This is a genomic window from Casimicrobium huifangae, assembly GCF_009746125.1.
GTDB lineage: Bacteria > Pseudomonadota > Gammaproteobacteria > Burkholderiales > Casimicrobiaceae > Casimicrobium > Casimicrobium huifangae.
Window position 1 is genome coordinate 4,445,441 of the sequence record NZ_CP041352.1, and the last position, 20,458, is coordinate 4,465,898.

At 61.6% G+C, this 20,458-nt stretch carries 15 protein-coding genes; 11 read left to right on the top strand and 4 right to left on the bottom strand.

What is annotated here, in order from left to right; translation table 11 throughout:
* Positions 1-98: 98 nt before the first annotated feature.
* On the top strand, positions 99-911 hold the full coding sequence (locus FKL89_RS20065; RefSeq protein ID WP_156864474.1) for a tetratricopeptide repeat protein: 813 nt from the start codon (positions 99-101) through the stop codon (positions 909-911).
* 148 nt (positions 912-1,059) lie between these two features.
* Here FKL89_RS20065 and FKL89_RS20070 read toward each other — a convergent pair whose 3' ends face one another.
* From FKL89_RS20070 to FKL89_RS20085, 4 genes are all read right to left on the bottom strand, one after another.
* Positions 1,060-2,628, bottom strand: coding sequence for a hypothetical protein (locus tag FKL89_RS20070; RefSeq protein WP_156864475.1), 1,569 nt, complete (start codon positions 2,626-2,628; stop codon positions 1,060-1,062).
* A 116-nt stretch (positions 2,629-2,744) separates the two neighbouring features.
* A complete protein-coding gene (locus FKL89_RS20075; protein ID WP_156864476.1) occupies positions 2,745-5,324 on the bottom strand; it encodes an NHL repeat-containing protein in 2,580 nt (859 codons plus the stop codon).
* Between the two features lie 123 nt (positions 5,325-5,447).
* On the bottom strand, positions 5,448-7,163 hold the full coding sequence (locus tag FKL89_RS20080) for a hypothetical protein (protein ID WP_162527609.1): 1,716 nt from the start codon (positions 7,161-7,163) through the stop codon (positions 5,448-5,450).
* An 11-nt stretch (positions 7,164-7,174) separates the two neighbouring features.
* Entirely contained in the window at positions 7,175-8,860 is a 1,686-nt protein-coding gene (locus tag FKL89_RS20085; protein WP_156864478.1) for a hypothetical protein, read from the bottom strand.
* A 201-nt stretch (positions 8,861-9,061) separates the two neighbouring features.
* Here FKL89_RS20085 and pstS point away from each other — a divergent pair, with 201 nt between their 5' ends.
* From pstS to FKL89_RS20135, 10 genes are all read left to right on the top strand, one after another.
* A complete protein-coding gene (gene pstS / locus FKL89_RS20090; protein WP_156864479.1) occupies positions 9,062-10,099 on the top strand; it encodes a phosphate ABC transporter substrate-binding protein PstS in 1,038 nt (345 codons plus the stop codon).
* Positions 10,100-10,221: 122 nt separating this feature from the next.
* Positions 10,222-11,187, top strand: coding sequence for a phosphate ABC transporter permease subunit PstC (pstC, locus tag FKL89_RS20095; protein ID WP_156864480.1), 966 nt, complete (start codon positions 10,222-10,224; stop codon positions 11,185-11,187).
* On the top strand, positions 11,184-12,182 hold the full coding sequence (pstA, locus tag FKL89_RS20100) for a phosphate ABC transporter permease PstA (RefSeq protein ID WP_156864481.1): 999 nt from the start codon (positions 11,184-11,186) through the stop codon (positions 12,180-12,182). Before pstC ends, pstA begins: the two co-directional genes overlap by 4 nt.
* A gap of 68 nt (positions 12,183-12,250) precedes the next feature.
* Positions 12,251-13,009, top strand: coding sequence for a phosphate ABC transporter ATP-binding protein PstB (pstB, locus tag FKL89_RS20105; RefSeq protein ID WP_238363633.1), 759 nt, complete (start codon positions 12,251-12,253; stop codon positions 13,007-13,009).
* An 8-nt stretch (positions 13,010-13,017) separates the two neighbouring features.
* Positions 13,018-13,686 (top strand): phosphate signaling complex protein PhoU, encoded by a 669-nt coding sequence (phoU, locus tag FKL89_RS20110; protein ID WP_156864483.1) that lies wholly within the window; start codon positions 13,018-13,020, stop codon positions 13,684-13,686.
* Positions 13,687-13,869: 183 nt separating this feature from the next.
* The gene (gene rsmB / locus FKL89_RS20115; RefSeq protein WP_156864484.1) at positions 13,870-15,243 is read left to right on the top strand and encodes a 16S rRNA (cytosine(967)-C(5))-methyltransferase RsmB; all 1,374 of its coding nucleotides are present in this window, start codon (positions 13,870-13,872) and stop codon (positions 15,241-15,243) included.
* 53 nt (positions 15,244-15,296) lie between these two features.
* On the top strand, positions 15,297-15,833 hold the full coding sequence (locus FKL89_RS20120) for a DUF4390 domain-containing protein (RefSeq protein WP_162527610.1): 537 nt from the start codon (positions 15,297-15,299) through the stop codon (positions 15,831-15,833).
* Positions 15,830-18,064: a sensor histidine kinase gene (locus FKL89_RS20125; protein WP_162527611.1), complete on the top strand. Its 2,235-nt coding sequence runs from the start codon at positions 15,830-15,832 to the stop codon at positions 18,062-18,064. The genes FKL89_RS20120 and FKL89_RS20125 overlap by 4 nt, the downstream gene beginning before the upstream one ends.
* The gene (locus FKL89_RS20130; protein ID WP_337786219.1) at positions 18,061-19,329 is read left to right on the top strand and encodes a sigma-54-dependent transcriptional regulator; all 1,269 of its coding nucleotides are present in this window, start codon (positions 18,061-18,063) and stop codon (positions 19,327-19,329) included. The genes FKL89_RS20125 and FKL89_RS20130 overlap by 4 nt, the downstream gene beginning before the upstream one ends.
* Before the next feature lie 62 nt (positions 19,330-19,391).
* The gene (locus FKL89_RS20135) at positions 19,392-20,279 is read left to right on the top strand and encodes a DMT family transporter (protein ID WP_156864487.1); all 888 of its coding nucleotides are present in this window, start codon (positions 19,392-19,394) and stop codon (positions 20,277-20,279) included.
* The last annotated feature ends 179 nt before the right edge of the window (positions 20,280-20,458 follow it).

Genomic DNA, 20,458 nt, shown 5'->3' on the forward strand with positions numbered 1-20,458 from the left:
CGCTCGCCACTCTCTCCGTTCGTGGTGACCCTTCGACTCCGCTCAGGAGTAAACGCCGCGCTCACCACTCTCTCCGTTCGTGGTGAGCTTGTCGAACCATGAACGCTAACCAATGCCGTCCGGTCGTGATCGCGCTGCTCGCGCTCTGCGCCTGCTCGCCCGTAGCCTCGATGGAACGCAGCGCCGTCGAGGACTCTGTGACTGCTCCACGGGTAAGGCCCCTCGATTCCGCTGCGCTCCATCGAGGCTACAAAGCGGATGATCCGGCGCACATTGATCGGCTGCGCATGGCCGCCGACGCAGGGCGCGACGATGCGGCATTGCAAACATTGACAGCGTTTGCGGGCGCTGGCAACGTGGCGGCGCAGCGGGCAGTTGGAACCACGCTGCTCGCCCGTGGCGACGCACGATCAGACGCTGAGGGCCGCCGCTGGCTGACGCTCGCGGCCGCGCAGGGCGACGCACCGGCAGCCTTGCATCTTGGCCGCGCCTGCCTGCGCGATTCGCCAGCGGCGCCGCGCAGCGAAGCGCGGGCGCGCGAGTGGCTGCTCAAGGCCTATGCACAGGACGTCACGCGGGCGCAAGCTGCGTACTACCTGGGCTTGCTTGCCCGCACGAACGATCCACCGCAGGCGGCCGCGTACTTCCGCGAAGCGGCGGAGCAGGGCGTCGCCGAGGCAATGTATCTGCTCGGCAACGCCAGCGCGGCGGGCGAAGGTATCGATCAGGACCCTCGCGAAGCCATGCGCTGGTATCTGCGCGCTGCCGCACTGGATCACCCGGCTGCGATCCAGGAGCTAGCCTTCGCCTTCCAGCGTGGCGACACCCTGTTGCCGCAGAGTGATCTGCAGGCGGCCAACATGCGGCTGGCAATGGAGCACGCGCTGCGGCATCCAAAAGCCGCACCGTAGCACCGTCTCTGGTGCATCAACTTTTACGTGTGAAGCCCACCGTATAAGGGCTTGGCCGGCAAAACATCGAAAAGTCGGCTTTTACCGTTTTTGCCACCTGAGCCCTTATACAATGGGGCTTCCAGCAAATAGCTGTGCCACTGACTGATCAATTCGCCGCATCGGCAACGGTCGTCGAGCAAAACACCACGCCCTCATCCACCCAGCCCTGCGACAGCATCTTCGCCTTCGTCGCCGCACTCACCACGTAGCGGTGGTTGCTCTCGTTGCCGGCTACCTTGTTGTTGAATAGCCGGGTGACCGGCTTTGAGGCCTCTGCCGGACACGCTTGCTCCGCTGTGGGCTTGAGTATCGAGAAGTCGTAGCCTTCGTATTTCAGCCCGCTCAGCTTGTTCAGGGTGGCGCAGTCGCTGCCGATTCCGTAGAAGTGTGAGTTGCTCATCCCTTTCTCCGGCGAGGCGTACATCCGGCATACCGGCTGCTCGGCGATATCCCGGTATTTGCTCGACTTCGCCGTGAACTTCATCCCCGTTCTCTGGAAGCTCTGGGGCAATCCATCCAGTGCCGTCTGCTCCCCAGCCCTGCCAGTGATGAAGTAGCGCTTCAGCGCCGGGGCGTAGTACTCCACCACCTGCACTTCAGGCTCCACCTTGCCATCGTCTTTCACCATGAAGCCGCGGAGCACCGTGCCCGCTCCGCTAGCGGGAAAGCGATCGGTGAGCAGCACACCAGCGGAATCCTCGCTTTGGCTTCCCGCGAACCACCAGTGCGGTTGCCCTCGCCAAAAATAGATCGTCAAATCGTCCGGCAAAGAGAACCTCCACCCGGGATCTTCGCCACCATTGACTACGCCATATCGGGACACAGTTGTCGGCAGACTGGTCCCCAAAGGCAGGGCCGCACTGTACACGTATTGACCAGTCACCCGGATCGCGTTCGGTCGCGACCACGTCAAGTCCTCCTGCTGGTCGTTGAGGCGAAAGCGACGCTGCTGGAAATAGAGATACTCACCGGAAATTGCAAATAGCTGCACTGAATTCGCAAGCTCGCTGACGCCAGTCGTTGCCTGGACAGCGGTGGTTGCCTGAACATCGCAACGCCACAAATACGCCCTGGCCGGCGCATCGGTCGGGCTCAGGCCACCGGGTGCCCATGACCACAGATGACTCTGCCCGTCCGCGAGCAGCAGGCGGGCATCCGGTTGCGTCGGGTCCTGGGCAACATAGGTACAGCCGCCTCGGTGCGGACTGTTCCAGCTGGTATCGACGCGCCCGGTGTTACCAGCGATTCGGTAGTAGCCATTCGGCCCATGACTGACGTAAACCCAATCTCCGGTGCGGTCATAGTTGCTGATCGCATAGGGTTGCGACAAGTTGGTGCTGACCGGCCACGGCGAGGGCGCTCCAGTTGCCCAGTCAAGGATGGTTGCCTTCGCGATGGGCAGTCCGTTGACCGACTCGAAGTCACCAAGTACAAACGCGCCCAGGGGTGCCGCGGTCACGCCAGCAATAGCCGCATTGGCGTACAGGTTGACGTGAGCGAGACTCGGAGCCCACGCCAGATCCGGACTGCCATCTGCCTTCAGTTTAAGCAGGTCCGAGCGCTGCCTGCCCTCGTACCAATAGCTGAAGCGGCCGGCAATGATGTGGCCACCATCAGGGGTTTGCACCACCTGTGTCACCTGCAAGGTGTTGCCGCGTGGCTGTAGGGCCGACATGTCCGGTACCGTCAGGATACGCTGCCCGTAGGCGACACTCGCACACGAAAGTGCTGTCAGGACCACACAACGGGCGCCGAAGCTACTCACGATACCGGGCCAGCTCATTCCAATCCTCAGTTCACCACATCGGTAACGGCGGAGGAGCAGAACACCACCCCCTCATCCACCCAACCCTGCGACAGCATCTTCGCCTTCGTCGCCGCACTCACCACGTAGCGGTGGTTGCTCTCGTTGCTCGGTGCCTTGTTGTTGTAGAGGCGTGTCACTGCTCGTGGCGCGCTGACGGGACAACCTGTCACCCCTGGAACCATTGCCGCAAAGTCGTAACCCTCAAACCGCAACTGGCTAACGGTGTTGAGCGCCAGGCAGTCATCGTTGTGGCCGTAAAAATGCGTATTGCTGCCGCTCCGTTCCGGTGAACTGTAGAAACGGCAGACCGGATTAGCTGGCTTCGCGTAAAGGGTTCCTTCGAGACTTCTGAAGCTCATGCCCGTCCGCATAAATGATGATGATCTGGCATCAAGAGCAGCTTGCTCATCGGCGCGACCTGTGACGAAATATCGCGACGCGTCGCGGCTGAAATACTCGACCACAGTCTTCTGGTTGACCGGGTTAGCTCGCGTCGTAGCGAGAGCCATGTCGCCCATTGTTGTCGGCGCCATCAGCGGCAGGCTCAGATCATCACGACAGCGGATCACAAACTCGGCATCGTCGGTAGTGGCATCGGGCGCGCTGACAAAAAGTGGAATCTCTGCCGGAGCACACGCGAGCAGCGCGCTGGCAGAGAGTGTCCAGCCAGGGTCTGCCTGCCCGTTTCCAGCCAACGACGCCCGACGCATCACAACATCGCTGGACCCGACCGCAAATTGCGTGTAGTAGAGATAGCCACCCGCCAGAGTTCGCAGCGCGGCGACGGAACCGTCGATTTCGGAGGTCCAGTCGACGTCTCGTTCGCCACCAGCAGCGATTCGATAACGGCGGCCACCGATGTAGACGTGCGTCGAAGTGGCCATGAACTGATTGGGGAAAATCAGCTGCGTGCCGATGGTCGTTCGCATCGTTTCGCGACCGCTGGCAAGCGCAAAGCGTTGCAGAAGAGAGGTCGTCGAGGGTTCCATGAAATAGGTTTGAGCGTCACGCTGCAGCCAGATGCCGTCGGCTGCATCCAGCCCGAGCATGCTGCTTTGCTGTTCGAGCCACGAACCAGCGGAAATGTGCCAGTCGGCATCAACCTGACCGTTCAGCATTGATAGGCGCCGGATACGATACCCATTGGCGTCGTCGGCCGCAACGTACAGGGTGTCGCGACCGTCATACACGTACGAACGACCGGAAAGTTCAACGCCCGGCGTCCAGTCCAGCGGTATCGCACCACCGTTTAGCGACACCAGCGCCGCGCCCGATCGCCGGACACCGTTTACCTGCCGGAACCGCCCGACAAGCAACAGTCCCTGCCTTGTAACAGTAGCTGTGACGTCGTAGCCGTAGTCCAGCTCGACACGCCAGTCAGCGTTCGGTGTTCCGTCCGGTCGCAGGCGCAGCACATCGCGATATCGCAAACCACCATACCAGACATCAAAACTGCCCAACAGCAGCCTACCGCCGTCGGGCAATTTGGTGATTGACCGAATCGACCCGAGAGAACCGAAACTCAGCGGCAACGTCCGCTCGCTTTGCAATCTTTCGGCGCTCAGGACATGCAGCGAGCCGTTGACGGAGACATACAGGCGACCGTTGCGACCGGCGACCAGCGAGGAAACACTGCCCGCGACGTTTGGTGACCAGCTTGCCACCTCCGTTCCCTGCTGGTCATACACGCGCAAGCCCGGTTGCCCAAGCTCGACTTCCGATACACCGGCACTGGCGGCGACCACAAGGCGGCCGTCAATCAGGGCGAAAGAGCGGTTCCAGCGACTTTGCGAAACTGCGGCTGAAGCACTGGCGCCGTTCCAGCCCGGGTCAACGTTTCCTTGCGCATCGAGGCGCAACACCGTCGCTTCGCTGGAGGGATAAGACTTGTAAGTAATGACGTAAACCTGATTGAGCTGGTCAGCGGCCACAATTTGCGCACTTTCCGCTGCGGAGAACGCCTTGGTCCAGAGCACGCTGGCCGTTGAACCGGTGTCCAATCGGCGGACATACATGTCCCGCAACAACCCTGGATACTGTTGCTCCAGAACAAACAGCGCACCGTCAGCCCCCGCGCCCTGAGCTATGCCAAACAAGGCGTTCGACGTGAAGTACGACCAGTTCGCATCCAGCAGACCTGTCACAGTGTCGATCCGGCGCAACGTAACTCCGGGCGAGATGTTGTCGGTGACATAGATGTGGCGACCGCGGCCCGCGAAAATCGTACCGATGCCAGTGTTCGGATCGTTATCGCTCGCCCCCAGCTTGTAGATTGCAGCCGGACTGCGGCTGCCGGCCGGCGAGAAGCGCGCGACAATCCGGGGCCCGGAAGCAGTCTCCCGCCCATGTACGTACAGATCACCGTTGGCGGCGGCAACATGTCGAAACACACTGTGCAGCGGAGCAAGCTGCCAGTTGGCATCCACTGCTCCATCCGGCGCAACTCGCACCATTCCCGTACGAGGCAAACCCATCGCACGCGTACCGAACCCGGACACGTACACCCAGCCGTTTGTCGGGTCCACGGTATAGGAGTAGGTCGCGGCTCGGGTGAACGCAGACAAGTTGGGATTGCTAATCAGTGTCTGCGCCAATGAACGTGCGAAGGGCAACAACAGCAGCGGCAAAAGCAGCAAATGTTTGAACAACATATGCCCCTTGCTGGCAACGGCGCTTGGCGGCATCGGCTAACTCCCCGCATCGGTAACGGCGGAAGCGCAGAACACCACCCCTTCATCCACCCATCCCTGCGACAGCATCTTCGCCTTCGTCGCCGCACTCACCACGTAGCGGTGGTTGCTCTCGTTGCTGGCTACCTTGTTGTTGAATAGCCGGGTGACGGGCTTTGAGGCCTCTGCCGGACACGCTTGCTCCGCTGTGGGCTTGAGTATCGAGAAGTCGTAGCCTTCGTATTTCAGCCCGCTCAGCTTGTTCAGGGTGGCGCAGTCGCTGCCTATTCCGTAGAAGTGTGAGTTGCTCATCCCTTTCTCCGGCGAGGCGTACATCCGGCATACCGGTTGCTCTGCAATATCGCGGTATTTGCTCGACTTCGCCGTGAACTTCATCCCCGTTCTCTGGAAGCTCTGCGGCAATCCATCCAGTGCCGTCTGCTCGCCCGCCCTTCCGGTGATGAAGTAGCGCTTCAGCGCCGGGGCGTAGTACTCCACCACCTCCAGCGCGGGTGATGGCACGGCCGCCGATCCGGGCACCACCAAAGCCAGCTGCCGGACGATCGGATCAGCGGAGCCTTGCCTGGCAAAAAGGAGTGCGGCAACATCGCGTTCACCGCTTGTCGTTGGCAATGGGGTAAATTGAGTCCATATCGATCCAGCAACCGACGCAGCCGTGCTCGACTGGTAGTCGAAACCCCAAGTCGGGTCAGCCTCGCCCAAACTTGCGGTGCTGGATCGACGCACCCCGAATGGGCCTCGAACTGAAATGTACGCGAGGCCGTAGACGTATCCGGAATCGAGCCCGCTCGGTATAAAGGCAGGGCGCCAAGTGGCGTCTTCGGCACCGTCCTGCACCCGGTATCTGCGGTTCCAGACGTAGACATAGCCGCCCTCCCGAGCAAACAGCAACGGCTGTTCGAGGTTGGCAGAACTGACATTAAGCGGCGTACAGCTACCCAAGCCGGTAGTACCGACATCGCACCGCTGCACTCCTGGCCCCGACAGCCACAAACGATTGCTGGAATCCGCCAGCATGGTAACGACGTTATCGGGGCCTCCCGGTTCGTAAATATTGGCGCTCCAGCTCCCGTCACGTACCAGCGTGCGCGCGGCAAAGCGCCCGTACCGCGCGTAGTTGCTACCCGCGCTGCCGGTACACGTACTGTGGTCAAACGTGTAGACCATGTCGGTCGCTGCCTCATACGCCATGACCCGCGACCATTGCGGCGGAATCAAGACGTCTGCCGTGCCTCCCTGTCCCCAGCGGATGTAGAACGCGCCACTCGTTGCGGCACCATTTACCGACGTCAGACTCGCGCTGCACATGAATGCACCATACGCGGGGCCGGCCTGCCCCCCACCGCCAATGAATACGCCATGCGGGGTGGCAAGCAGCACCGCCAACGACCCGCCAACCCACGGATCAACATAGCCAAGTTGGGGTCGAAATGTCGTGTCGGGTAAACCATCTGGTCGCAGCAACAGAATGTCGCGATACGCCTGCCCCTCGTACCAGACCTCGAAGCGCCCGGTGACAAGCAAGCCGCCATCCGGCGTGGGTGTCGTGCCGTAGAACGCCGGTTGCCCCGTGCCCCGCCTTTCAGAAAACGCAGAGAAGTCGGGAGTCGTGAGCACCCGCTGCGCGCTCGCGACAGAAGAGCAGAGTACCGCAGCCAGCAAGAGCAAACTTGCTGCAAAGCCTTTGGCGTTAGCCAGGGTGGACATGTTCATCGTTTGGTGCCTCAGTTCACCGCATCGGTCACAGCGGAGGAGCAAAACACCACGCCCTCATCCACCCAACCCTGCGACAGCATCTTCGCCTTCGTCGCCGCGCTCACCACGTAGCGGTGGTTGCTCTCGTTGCTGGCTACCTTGTTGTTGAATAGCCGGGTGACGGGCTTTGAGGCCTCTGCCGGACACGCTTGCTCCGCTGTGGGCTTGAGTATCGAGAAGTCGTAGCCTTCGTATTTCAGCCCGCTCAGCTTGTTCAGGGTGGCGCAGTCGCTGCCTATTCCGTAGAAGTGTGAGTTGCTCATCCCTTTCTCCGGCGAGGCGTACATCCGGCATACCGGCTGCTCGGCAATATCACGGTATTTGCTCGACTTCGCCGTGAACTTCATCCCCGTTCTCTGGAAGCTCTGCGGCAATCCATCCAGTGCCGTCTGCTCGCCTGCCCTGCCCGTGATAAAGTAGCGCTTCAGTGCCGGGGCGTAGTACTCCACCACCTGCACCTCAGGCTCCACCTTGCCGTCGTCTTTGACGATGAAGACGGGGCGCTGCTCGGAGATTGGCCGCACTGTGTCCGTACTTTGCATGACGATCGCTATGTCTGCGTCTGCATTGTTGATGGGCCAGGTAAGCATCCCGTCCGACTTCTCGTAGAACGTTGTCGTTCGTGAATAACCCACCGGCAGGGGCAAGCGGTAGCTTGTCATCACTCCGTCAGCGATGGGCGCACGCGCGACGCCTCGTGGCTGCCAACCCGGTGTGCTGACGCCGAGTGGCATGCTCCACATATACACATACTTGTCGTTTACCGTTTGCGGATCACTCGAGTCGAAGTCGAGTCGCCATGTCGAGTCGCGCAAGCCTGTCGCGAACGCAAAGCGTCTGGCGCCGAAATAAAGCCACTCGCCAGCAAGCCGCATCCCCTGACTCGTGGGCGAGGTTCCGCTTTCCGCCGCAATCTCCCAAACACTGTTGCCACGGTTCCGGTACTGCGCCATCTTCGGATGGCTACCGAACAGGGGCATGGGGTCAGAGGGCAAGTACTCAAGCCAGATTCCTCCGGTGGGCTCGGCAAGCATCTTCGTCGCGGTGCCAGGTTCACGAAAGGGCGAGTAGCGCCAGACGGCCTCCACCTCGGCGGTGCGTGCCGACAGTCGATAGAGCGTCTTGTTTGAATAGAAGAACACGACATTCGCCGTTGCTTCGTGGTTGCTGAGGATTCCGCCGGTACGCTCGAAGCTCGTCGGCGAGGACTGATTCGGCACATCGACGGGCGAGCCCAGCAGGGACGCGTGCGACCACGACAAGTAGGCGACGCCCGAAACCGGCTGGCCATTTACACCATCGAAACTGCCCGCCAGAAACACGCCCGTCGGCGTCACCGCTGCGGTTGTCACACCCACCTGATCGGGAAACCGCGTCGAGGTGAGCTCAGGCGCCCAGCTGAGGTCCGGAAATCCCGCGCCATCAAACAGCATCGCGTCACGGAACGTCTTGCCCTCGTAGTAAACCTCAAATCGGCCCACCACGAGCAGGCCACCGGCTGGCGTAGGTAACTGCTGCCGGAACAGGGGCTGCCCGCCGCCATTACGTTCGCTGAAGCCGGAAAAATCAGGCTGGGTGAGCAGCCGCTGCGTCCAGCCCGAGGTCATACAAACCGCGCCCAACAACAGGCACAGCCATCCGCGCAGATTTTTCACTGCCAAATCCTTGTCAGATTGCGCTTGCGTTGCGCAGTCGGTTGCCCCCCGGCATGGCGACTATATGACATCTTCATGCAATTTGCGACGGCCAGCAGTCCTGCAATATTGCTGTCACAAATCGAAGTCAAACTCCCCGGACTAGAAAAGGGAAGGGTTCACCTTCCTCTCCTCCGAGAAGACCAAACAAGGATTTCGAACATGCGTTTCTCGCAAAAGATTGTTGCTGCTGCCGCTGTGGTGGCTGCCTCGCTGCCGTTCGCGGCCTCTGCCCAGACGACCATTACGGGAGCCGGCGCGACGTTCCCGTTCCCGATCTACGCCAAGTGGGCCGATGAATACAAAAAGTCCACCAATGTGGCGATGAACTATCAGTCCATCGGCTCTGGCGGTGGCATCAAGCAGATCCAGTCGAAGACGGTGGATTTCGGTGCGTCCGACATGCCGCTCAAGGCAGAAGATCTGGCCAAGGACGGTCTGGTGCAGTTCCCGGCGATCATTGGCGGTGTGGTCCCGGTGACCAATCTGGACGCCGTGAAGCCGGGTGAACTGAAGCTGACCGGCCCGGTGCTGGCCGACATCTTCCTCGGCAAGATCAAGACCTGGAACGACAAGGCGATCGCCGACCTGAACCCCGGCATCAAGCTGGATGGACCGATCACTGTGGTGCGCCGCTCCGACGGCTCGGGCACGACGTTTGTGTTTGTTGACTACCTCTCGAAGGTGTCGCCGGAGTGGAAGAGCAAGGTGGGCGTCGGTACCGCCGTCGCGTGGCCGGAAGGCGTGGGCGGCAAGGGCAACGAGGGCGTGGCGCAGTACGTGCAGCGCATCAAGGGCGCCATCGGCTACGTGGAATACGCCTACGCCAAGAAGAACAAGCTCGACCACATTCAACTGAAAAACCGCGACGGCCAGTTTGTGCAGCCGGAAGAGGCGAGCTTCGCCGCAGCATCGGCAGGTGCCGACTGGAAGGGCACACCGGGCATGGGTGTGATCCTGACCGATCAGCCGGGTGCCAGGAGCTGGCCGATGACCAGTGCCTCGTTCATCCTGATGCACGCCAAGGCGGCCAAGCCGGAGGCCTCGAAAGAAGTGCTCAAGTTCTTCGACTGGGCGTTCAAGAACGGCCAGAAATCGGCCATCGAGCTTGACTACGTGCCGCTGCCAGCCGCCACCGTCACGCTGATCGGCGCTGAATGGAAGAAGATCACCGACGCCGGCGGCAAGGCTGTGTTCTAGCCACCCGCTGAAACGGGCTCCGACCGTGGAGCCCCGTCCGACTGCGGTATCACCCATGTGCCGCAGTCTTTTCACAGCGCACTGACAACAGCGCGCCGTGAAAAGACAAAGGATTCGAAAAGATGTCGACCGACGACACCCCCAGCACACGAACCAATTCGTTCGCGCTGCAAGACCGGCTGTTCGCGGGGATCACGCAGTGCTTCGCGTTGCTCGTGCTGATTACCCTGCTGGCCATTCTCGCCTCGCTGCTTGCCGGCGCCTGGCAGACACTGTCACAAACCGGTCCGTCGTTCTTTGTCTCGAGTACGTGGGACCCGGTGCGCAAACTGTTCGGTGGCGTGGCGCCGCTCTGGGGAACCATCGCGACGGCCACCATTGCGCTGCTGGTCGGTGTACCGGTGAGCTTTGGCATTGCCATCTTCCTCACTGAAATGTGCCCGCCGGTGCTGAAGCGGCCGCTGGGCACGGCGGTGGAGCTGCTGGCCGCGATCCCGTCGATCATCTACGGCATGTGGGGTCTGTTCGTTTTCGCACCGCTGTTTGCCGAAACACTGCAGCCGCTGATGATCAACACGCTCGGCAAACTGCCCTTGGTGGGTGTGCTGTTTCAGGGCACGCCCATGGGCTTTGGCGTGTTCACTGCCGGGCTGATTCTTGCGGTGATGGTGATTCCGTTCATCGCCTCGGTAATGCGTGACGTATTCGAGACGACGCCGCCGATCCTGAAGGAATCGGCCTACGGTCTCGGCGCCACGACCTGGGAGGTGGTCTGGAACGTGGTGCTGCCTTACACCAAGGCGGGCGTGATCGGCGGCATCATGCTCGGCCTGGGTCGCGCGCTGGGCGAGACGATGGCCGTGACCTTCGTGATCGGCAACGCCTACAACATCTCGGCGCAGCTCTTCGAACCGGGCAATTCGATTGCATCCGCGCTGGCCAATGAGTTCAACGAAGCGTCCGACCCGACACATCTGTCGGCCCTGATCACGCTGGGCCTCACGCTGTTCGTGCTGTCGTTCATCGTGCTCGCGCTGTCGCGCCTGATGCTCGCCAAGCTGGCTGCGCGGGAGGGCAAGCGCACATGAGCAATATCACTTCACGCAACAACGCCAGCAACGCTCATGGTTCGACAAGCTCACCACGAACGGAGAGAGTGGTGAGTGCAGCGTCGAAGCACTCAACTGCGCCTGAGCCTGCCGAAGGGTCACTACAAACGGAGCGCGTAGCCGGTGCATCGCCCGACAATCCGGTCTATCGTCGGCGACGCTGGGTCAATCGCTTCAACCTGACGATGTCGCTGGCGACGATGGCGTTCGGCATGGTCTTTCTGCTGTGGATTCTGGCTATCCTGTTCAGCAAAGGGATGGCGGCGCTGGGGCCGGCGCTGTTTACCCAGATGACGCCACCACCGGGATCGGACGGCGGGCTCGCCAACGCGATCGTCGGCAGCCTGATCATTGTCTCGGCAGCCATCTTCATCGCTACGCCGGTCGGCATTCTGGCCGGCATTTATCTGGCGGAGATCGGGCGCAACAGTACCGTCGCCAAAGTCACCCGTTTCATCAACGACATCCTGTTGTCGGCACCGTCGATCGTGATTGGGCTGTTCGTCTACACGCTGATCGTCGCCAATGCCAAGCACTACTCGGCCTGGGCCGGTGCGGTGGCGCTCGCCATCATCGCAGTGCCGGTGATCGTGCGGCAGACCGAGAACATGCTGCAACTGGTGCCGAACAGCCTGCGTGAGGCGGCGGTGGCGCTGGGCGCACCGCAGTGGCGGGTGGTGCTGATCGTGACGCTGCGCGCGGTGAAGGGCGGTGTGGTGACCGGCGTGTTGCTGGCGCTGGCGCGCATCTCGGGTGAGACGGCGCCGCTTCTGTTCACCGCGCTGAACAACCAGTTCTGGAGCACCGATCTCAACGCGCCGATGGCCAATCTGCCGGTGGTGATCTTCCAGTTTGCGATGAGCCCTTATGAAGAGTGGCAGCGTCTGGCCTGGGCCGGCGCGCTGCTGATCACGCTGGCCGTGCTGCTGCTCAATATCGTGGCGCGCACACTGTTCCGCCAGACCAAACACTAAGCAACTTAGCAACGAGGACGGAACGCATGTCGTTTCAGGTAAGTCTTGGCGATACCCAGGTGGCCGCGATGGCGCCCACAAAAATCGGTATCCGCAATCTGAATTTTTTCTACGGCAATTTTCAGGGGCTGCGCGACATCTCGCTCAACATCCCGGAAAAGCAGGTGACCGCCTTCATCGGCCCGTCTGGCTGTGGCAAATCAACGCTGCTGCGCACGCTGAACCGCATGTATTCGCTCTACCCCGGCCAGCGGGCCGAGGGCGAGATCAATATCAACGGCGTCAATGTGCTGGGGCCAAAGCAGGACCTGAACGCGCTGCGTGGCCAGGTGGGCATGGTGTTCCAGAAGCCGACGCCGTTCCCGATGTCGATCTACGACAACATCGCCTTCGGAGTGAAGCTCTACGAAAAGCTCAGCAAGAGCGACATGGACGACCGCGTCGAGTGGGCGCTGAAGAAGGCGGCACTGTGGAATGAGGCAAAGGACAAGTTGAGCCAGAGCGGGCTGTCGCTCTCCGGTGGCCAGCAGCAACGTCTGTGCATCGCGCGCGGCATCGCGGTGAAACCGGAGGTGCTCTTGCTGGATGAGCCGACCTCTGCGCTGGACCCGATCTCCACCGCGCGCATCGAGGAGCTGGTCAGCGAGCTGCGCAGCGACTACACCATCGTGATCGTGACCCACAACATGCAGCAGGCGGCGCGCGTGTCGCAGCACACAGCCTATATGTATCTGGGCGAGCTGGTCGAGTTCACGCCGACGGCGCAAATCTTCGTGAAACCGAAAGACAAGCGCACCGAGGACTACATCACCGGTCGTTTCGGCTAGGAAATTTCATGGAACATACCTCCAAACAATTTGAACTGGAACTGGAAGACCTGCGCAGCGGCCTGCTGGCGATGGGTGGCCTGGTCGAGGCGCAACTCGAGCGGGCGCTGGCGGCGATCGCCTCCGGCGAGCACGAGCTGGTCGAGGCGGTCGTGCGCGAGGAGAAGCGCGTCAACGATGCCCAGATCGAGCTCGACCGCAAGAGCATGGAAGTGATCGCCAAACGGCAACCGGCGGCGGTCGATCTGCGCCAGATCGTCTGCACCATGCAGGCGGTGAACGATCTTGAGCGGATCGGCGACGAGGTGAAGAAGATTGCGCTTCGTGCGCAGCAGTTCCAGGCCTCGGAACGCTTTCAGCATCTGCGCCTCAACGAAGCACGGCACATCGGCGCCCTGGCGCAGGAGATGCTGAAAGAAGCACTCAACGCCTTTGCAAGGCTCGACGTGATCGCGGCGGGAGAGGTGATTGGGCGCGATGCTGCCGTCGACGAGGAATTTGAGCGCATCATGCGTCTGCTGGTCTCCTACATGATGGAAGACCCTCGCACTATCAGCGCCGGACTTGAGGTCGCCTTCCTCGCCAAGGCGATCGAACGCGTCGCCGACCACGCCAAGAACATCAGCGAGTACGTGATCCACATCGTGCAGGGGCAAGACCCGCGGCACGCAGGGTAGGGCAACACCTTTCGTCTGGAACGACCTTTCGACGAGGGCTTGGCTATTATTTTGGCAAAAGTCGATATTTCGCTTTTTTTCAAATCAAGCCCTTATCAGGATTGGTTTTCAGCCAAAAGCTGATGCCGTCGGCTACACTCCGCGCATCCCGATTCGGCACCCTGTTGCCAATACCTTTTCGCGATGACCGCTGCTGTCGCCCCCGTCACCGCTGATCCTGGCCGCGCCACTGGCGCCGCCCGCGGCGCAGCGGTTGGTCTCGCCGTGGTGCAACGTCGTGCCGCAGAAGCGGTACTGGCCGTGCTCGACGGACGCAATGCCGATGCGGCGATCGCCAGCGTCGATACCAGCGGATTTGACGGCGCAACCCGCGCCGCACTGACCGATCTCACCTATGGCACGTTGCGCTTCCTCGGTGAACTGCGCGGCATCGTGCGCCAGTTTGTGCACCAGAAGCCGGCGCCGCTGATTGAGGCCATCCTGTGGGTAGCCGTTTATCAGCTGTCGCACGGCAAGACCGCTTCACACGTGATCGTGTCGCAGGCGGTCGCCGCAGTCGAAGCCGTCAATCGTGGCGCCAAGGGTTTTGCCAACGCCGTGCTGCGCAACTACCTTCGCGCGCCCGAAGCGGCGTTGGCCAAAGCCATCGAGCGTGACGAAGCGCAATGGAATCACCCGACCTGGTGGGTCGAGCGCATCCGCAGTGAGCAGCCCGAGTGGTGGGAAGCGATTCTCCGCGGCGGCAACGGCCACGGTCCGCTTACTCTGCGCGTCAACCGCCGGCGCGCGACGGTCGCACAACTGCTGGAAGCGTTTGCCGCACGCAAGATTGACGCCGAAGCGCTGTCGGAAAGCATGCTGGTGCTCAAGCGGCCACGGCCGGTGGAGCGTCTACCGGGCTTTCGCGATGGCTGGTTCTCGGTGCAAGATGCCGGCGCGCAACTGGCCGCGCCGCTGCTTGGTGTAAAGGATGGCATGCGGGTGCTGGACGCCTGCGCTGCCCCCGGTGGCAAGACGGCGCATGTCATGGAGCTGGCCGATTGCCAGCTCACCGCGCTCGATATCGACGCCCAGCGCTGCCACCGGATTGCCGAAAACCTTGCGCGGCTGGGCCTCGCGGCGGACGTGCGTGCGGCCGATGCCGGCGAGCCGGCGGCGCGCGGACAATGGTGGGACGGCAAGCCCTTTGACCGCATCCTGCTCGATGCGCCCTGCACGGGTTCCGGCGTGGTGCGTCGGCATCCGGACGGCAAATGGCTTAAGCGCGAAAGCGACATCGCGCAACTGGCGGCACAGCAGGCGCGACTGATTGATGCCCTGTGGCCGCTGGTCAAACCGGGTGGACGCATGCTTTACGTCACCTGCTCGGTATTCAAGGCAGAAAACAGCGAACAGATCGAAGCGGCGCTGTCCCGCCACGCCGACATGCGTCGTATCCGCATCACATTGCCCGGCGATCCGGCGAGTAGCGGCGGCCAGTTGTTGCCAGGCGGCAACCGCAAGACCCACAATCACGATGGGTACTTTTACGCCCTGCTGGAAAAAGCCGCTTCGTGATTCACGCCTTGTACGTAACTCGACGCTCCGGGTCCCGCTTTTGGAAAAGCTTGTTGCTCGGCCTGACCACGCTCGCGTTTGCGTTACAGGTCGCCGCCGAAACGATTGCCGTGCGCAGCGCCGTGGTGCGCGCGCAGGACGATTTTTACGTGATCGACGCCGAATTCGATTTCGCATTGACCGCGCCACTGGAAGAGGCTCTGTTGCGCGGCACACCGCTTTACTTTGTGCTCGAGACCGAGGTCACGCGCACCCGCCCGTACTGGTTCGACGAGCGCGTCAATTCACCACAGTCGGTTCGGCGACTCACGTTTGCCGCGCTGACCAATTCCTACCGCGTCGATACCGGCCGTTCGGTGGCCGGCACCAACAGCTACGCCACGCTCGATGAAGCCCTGCGCCAGATCCGGCTGGTACGTGGCCGCAGTCTGCTCGACAAGCGCGAATTGCGCAGCGGTGAGCGCTACGAGGTGTCACTGCGCCTGCGCCTTGATACGACGCAACTGCCGAAGCCACTGCAGGTCAACACGCTGGTGTCTCGCGAATGGTCGCTGGCTTCGGACTGGTACCGCGTGGTGCTGACGCCGTGAGCGACGACGCTGGCCTGACACTGCGCGCGGCAGAAGCGCCCGGCACCGTGATGGCGCTGTCGCCGCCACGCTGGATGCGACTGGCGTGGCTCATCCTGGGTATCGCCGGCGGCGTGTTCATCACCGTGCTGGCCACCGCATCCGCCAACTCGGCGCTGTTCACCCGCTATTACACCGAGCTGCTGGTCGCCAACGCGCTGATCGTGGCCGGGCTCGCAGCGCTGGTGATCTATCAGGTCGTGTTGCTGCTCCGCGCCCGCCGTGATGCGGTGTTTGGCGCCAAGCTGACCACCCGGATGATGATGTTTTTCGCGGTGGTGGCCGTGCTGCCGGGCGCGCTGGTCTACGGCATTTCGGTGCAGTTTCTCGCGTCGTCGATCGAGAGCTATTTCGATACCCGCATCGACAAGGCACTGGAAACTGGCCTGCAACTGGGGCGCACCGCACTCAATCAGCCGTTAAAGGATCTGGTGCGCAAGGCGGAGACCATCGCCGACGGCTTGTCCGCGCGCGGGCCGGCCGACGCTCGCGCGGCCTTGCTCCTGTTGCGCGAGCAGACCGGCGTGGCCAACGCAGCGTTGTTGACGACCAGTGGCGCAACGATCGCGCAGGCCACCGAAAGTGTGCTGGCTTTGCCACCAGTCGCGCCCACGGCGCCGGAGCTGCGTCAGCTCCGCGCCATGCAGACGGTCACTGCGGTGGAACCATCGGGCGATACCGGTCTGCAACTCAAGGTCATTGCGCCGGTCACCTCCGGCGACGCTGCACCACTCCGGGTGCTGGTCATCACGCAGCCGGTACCTGCTGCGTTGCGCGAGCAGACCGAGCGGGTGGAGGCCGGTTTCCGCGACTATCAGGAGCTGTCGTACCAGCGCACTGCGCTGAAGCGGCTGTTTGCATTCACGCTGACGCTGGCCCTGATGCTGGCCTTGCTTACCGCACTGGCGCTGGCAGCAGTGTTTTCCGAGCGTCTGGCACAACCGCTGGCGCGTCTGGCGGACGGTACCCGGGCGGTCGCCGACGGCGACTTTTCGCGGCGGCAACCAGTGGAAGGTCGTGACGAGCTCTCGGTGTTGACGCAGTCGTTCAACACCATGACCGAACAGCTTGCCGACGCTCGCGAGCGCGACCTCGCCAATCGCCGTGAGATCGAAACCAGCAATCTTTATCTCGAGAACATTCTCAAGAATCTCAACACTGGCGTACTGGTGCTGACCGACGATTTTGTGCTGCGGGTTGCCAACGCCGCCGCTGCGGTGATCCTGCAGGCGCGCATTGATGAGCGCGTCGGTGAGCCTCTGACGCACTGGTCACAGGCTGAACCGAGTTTGGCCAATTTTGCCGATATCGTGTCGCGCAACTTTGCGCAGGCCGGGGCAGACGACTGGCAACGCGAGCAGGAACTGATGATTGGCGGCAATGCGCGCACCTTCATCCTGCGTGGTGCCCGCCGGGTAGTGGCCGACGTCGCGGCCCGCATCGTCGTTTTCGACGATATCACCGAGGTGCTGCAAGCGCAGCGTGACACCGCGTGGGCCGAGGTGGCGCGACGGCTTGCACACGAGATTAAAAATCCACTGACGCCGATCCAGTTGTCGGCCGAGCGGCTGGAGATGAAACTGGTACCTCGACTTGCCGATGGCGATGCCGAAGCGCTGCGGCGCAGCACGCAGACGATTGTCAATCAGGTCACCGCGATGAAGAACATGGTGAACGATTTCGCCATCTACGCTCGCAAGCCGCGTCCGGGCAGCCTGCAGGCAATCGACGTCGAGGCGCTGCTCAAGGAAACACTGGAACTGTACGCATCCTATCCGGTGAAACTCTCCCTGAACTGGCATGCCAGCGCGCGGATGATTCGCGGCGAGGCGACGCGCCTGCGGCAAGTGGTGCACAACCTGATGCAAAACGCGGTGGACGCCTGCGTTGACCGTGCTGATGGACAGGTCACGGTCGATGTTGCCGAGCGCGAAACCGCCGGTCACCCCGGTGAGCATGAGCTGGTGCTTAGATTCTGCGACAATGGCGGGGGATTCTCCGATACCGTGAAGCAGCGGGCCTTTGAGCCTTACGTCACCACCAAACCCAAGGGTACGGGTCTCGGTCTTGCCATCGTGAAGAAAATCATCGATGAACACAAAGGCCGAATCACCCTCGACAATCTTGGGCAGGGTGGCGCTGTAGTGACGGTGGTCTTCCCCCTACTGGCTGAAGAGAAAACAGACACTTGATCGCTCCCACTGAGATTCTCGTCGTTGATGACGAGGTTGGCATTCGCGAACTGCTGCATGAAATCCTCGAAGACGAGGGTTTCGTCGTTCGCCTTGCCGAAAACGCTGGCACTGCGCGGGAGCTGCGTCGCAAACACAATCCTTCGCTGGTGTTGCTCGACATCTGGATGCCCGACGCCGACGGCGTAACCCTGCTGAAGGAATGGAAAGCAGCCGGGCTGCTGACGATGCCGGTGGTCATGCTGTCCGGTCATGCCACGATCGAAACGGCGGTGGAGGCAACCCGCATCGGTGCCTTCGATTTTCTGGAAAAACCGATCGGCCTGCAAAAGCTGCTGTCCACCGTACAGCGCGCGCTCAAGGTGGGCCAGGCCAAACGCGCCAGCGCCATCAATCTTGCTGACCTTGGCGAAAGCCAGGTCATCAACGAATTGCGCGCTCGCCTCGAAACACTGGTCAACGAGCGGCGCACGGCGTTGCTGACCGGCGAAGTGGGCGTCGGCTTTATTGAGTGTGCGCGGGCATTGCACGAACCCAATACACCCTGGCTGGTGCTGGAAAGTGGTCAGCGCCTGATCAGCAGCCCGCTGGAAATTCTCGAAAGCGCCCGCGGCGGCACGCTGTACTGTCCGGAAGTCGCTCATCTGTCGCGCAGCGAGCAGCGGTCACTGGCCTTCATGCTCGGCAAGACTGGCACCTATGGCGTACGCATTGTCTGCGCCAGCAGCGAGCCACTGGGGCAGCTTTCCGGTGAGGGCCGCTTTGATCCGACACTATTCGCCCTGCTGTCATCGTGCACCGTCGTCATTCCGCCGTTGCGGTCGCGCCGCAGCGATCTTGCCGGGTTGATTGAACGCTGCGCGCTGGCCTTTTCTCCCGATGCCCCGGCGAGGTTGTCGCCAGAAGTGCGGCAGTTGCTGGAATCAGCGCCGTGGCCCGGCAATCTGATCCAGTTGCAAAGCGTGCTGTCGAGCCTGCTGCTGTCGAACAACGATGACATCACCGTTGATCACCTGCAGGCGATTCTGGGTGATCTGCGTGATACCTCAGCGCCCGATCGGCCAGCCCTGCCGCCGGAGTTTTTCGAGTTACCGCTGCGGGAAGCGCGCGAAGCCTTCGAACGCATCTACTTTGAAAATCTGCTCGGCCGCGAGTCAAGCAACATGAGCCGCGTGGCCGACAAAGCCGGCCTCGAACGCACCCATCTTTACCGCAAGCTCAAGCAGCTCAATATCCGCTTCCCGCGCCGCGTTCCGGCCGAATAGCGCGTCTCTCCCTCAAATATCAATCAAGGAGTTGGCGCTTTTGACAAGTGCCAGGCCGTGTCATGTCATCGCGAAGCTGGCTTCTGTTTCTGGTCCCGGTTCTTATCTGGTCCACCACCTTCTATGCCATTACCCTGCAGCTCGGCAGCGTAACCACGCCAACCTATGCCGTCGCGTTGCGCTTCGGCTTCGCGGCGATATTGCTGTTCGGCTGGCTCGCACTCCAGCGCGAACCCATGCAACTGGCATCAGGCATTCATCCCTGGGTTCTCGCTTCGGGATTGACGTCGTACGGCATCAGCTACGTGCTCACCTATGTGGCCGAGGAATCGATTCCGTCGGGGCTGGTTGCTATCGCCTACACCCTGATGGTTTTTTTGACACCCGCCATCGCATTTTTCGCTTATCGCACGGCTGTTACGCGTCGTACCTGGCTTGGCGGTAGCCTGGGTGTGGCCGGGGTGGCGCTCTGCTTCCTGCCGGATTTGCTGGGTGCAGCGAAACCGCCCAGCGCATTCGTCTGGGGCATGGTTGCAATGGTGGTAGCTGCGTTGACGTCGAGCGTTGGCGCTGTCTGCTCCATCAAGTTGAACCGGATGCAAGTGCCGGTGGTGACCTACACCGCGTGGGCAATGATGTATGGCGCGATAGCAACGGCCCTCTACGGAGCCTTATCGGGGCAATCATTGCAGCTGGATGGGCGCTTGAGTTTCTGGCTTGCCTTCCTCTACCTTTCGGTCGCCGGAACCATCATTGCCTTTCTCTGTTACCTCACTTTACTCAAGCATGAGGGCACGGCCCGCGCGATGTACATATCCGTGCTGTCGCCGGTCGGTGCGGTGATTGTTTCCGTACTGTGGGAAGGGCTGCGTCCGCAAGCACTCACTTGGGCTGGAATCCTCATTTCAATGGCTGGCGCCTGGATCACTCTGGTCAGCAAGAAAGCCTGAAAACTCAACGCTCTGAAACTCTCCCGGCCTGTGGATAACTGCTGCGGTCAGGGGCTGTTTGGCGGTAAAATCAGGGGTTTCAGCTTTCGTATGCACCTCGTTTTTTCGGGGCGCGTTTTACCCTCCAACCGACCCCCACCCTGACACAGGCGTTTACCTTTTCATTTATGTCTTCGCCT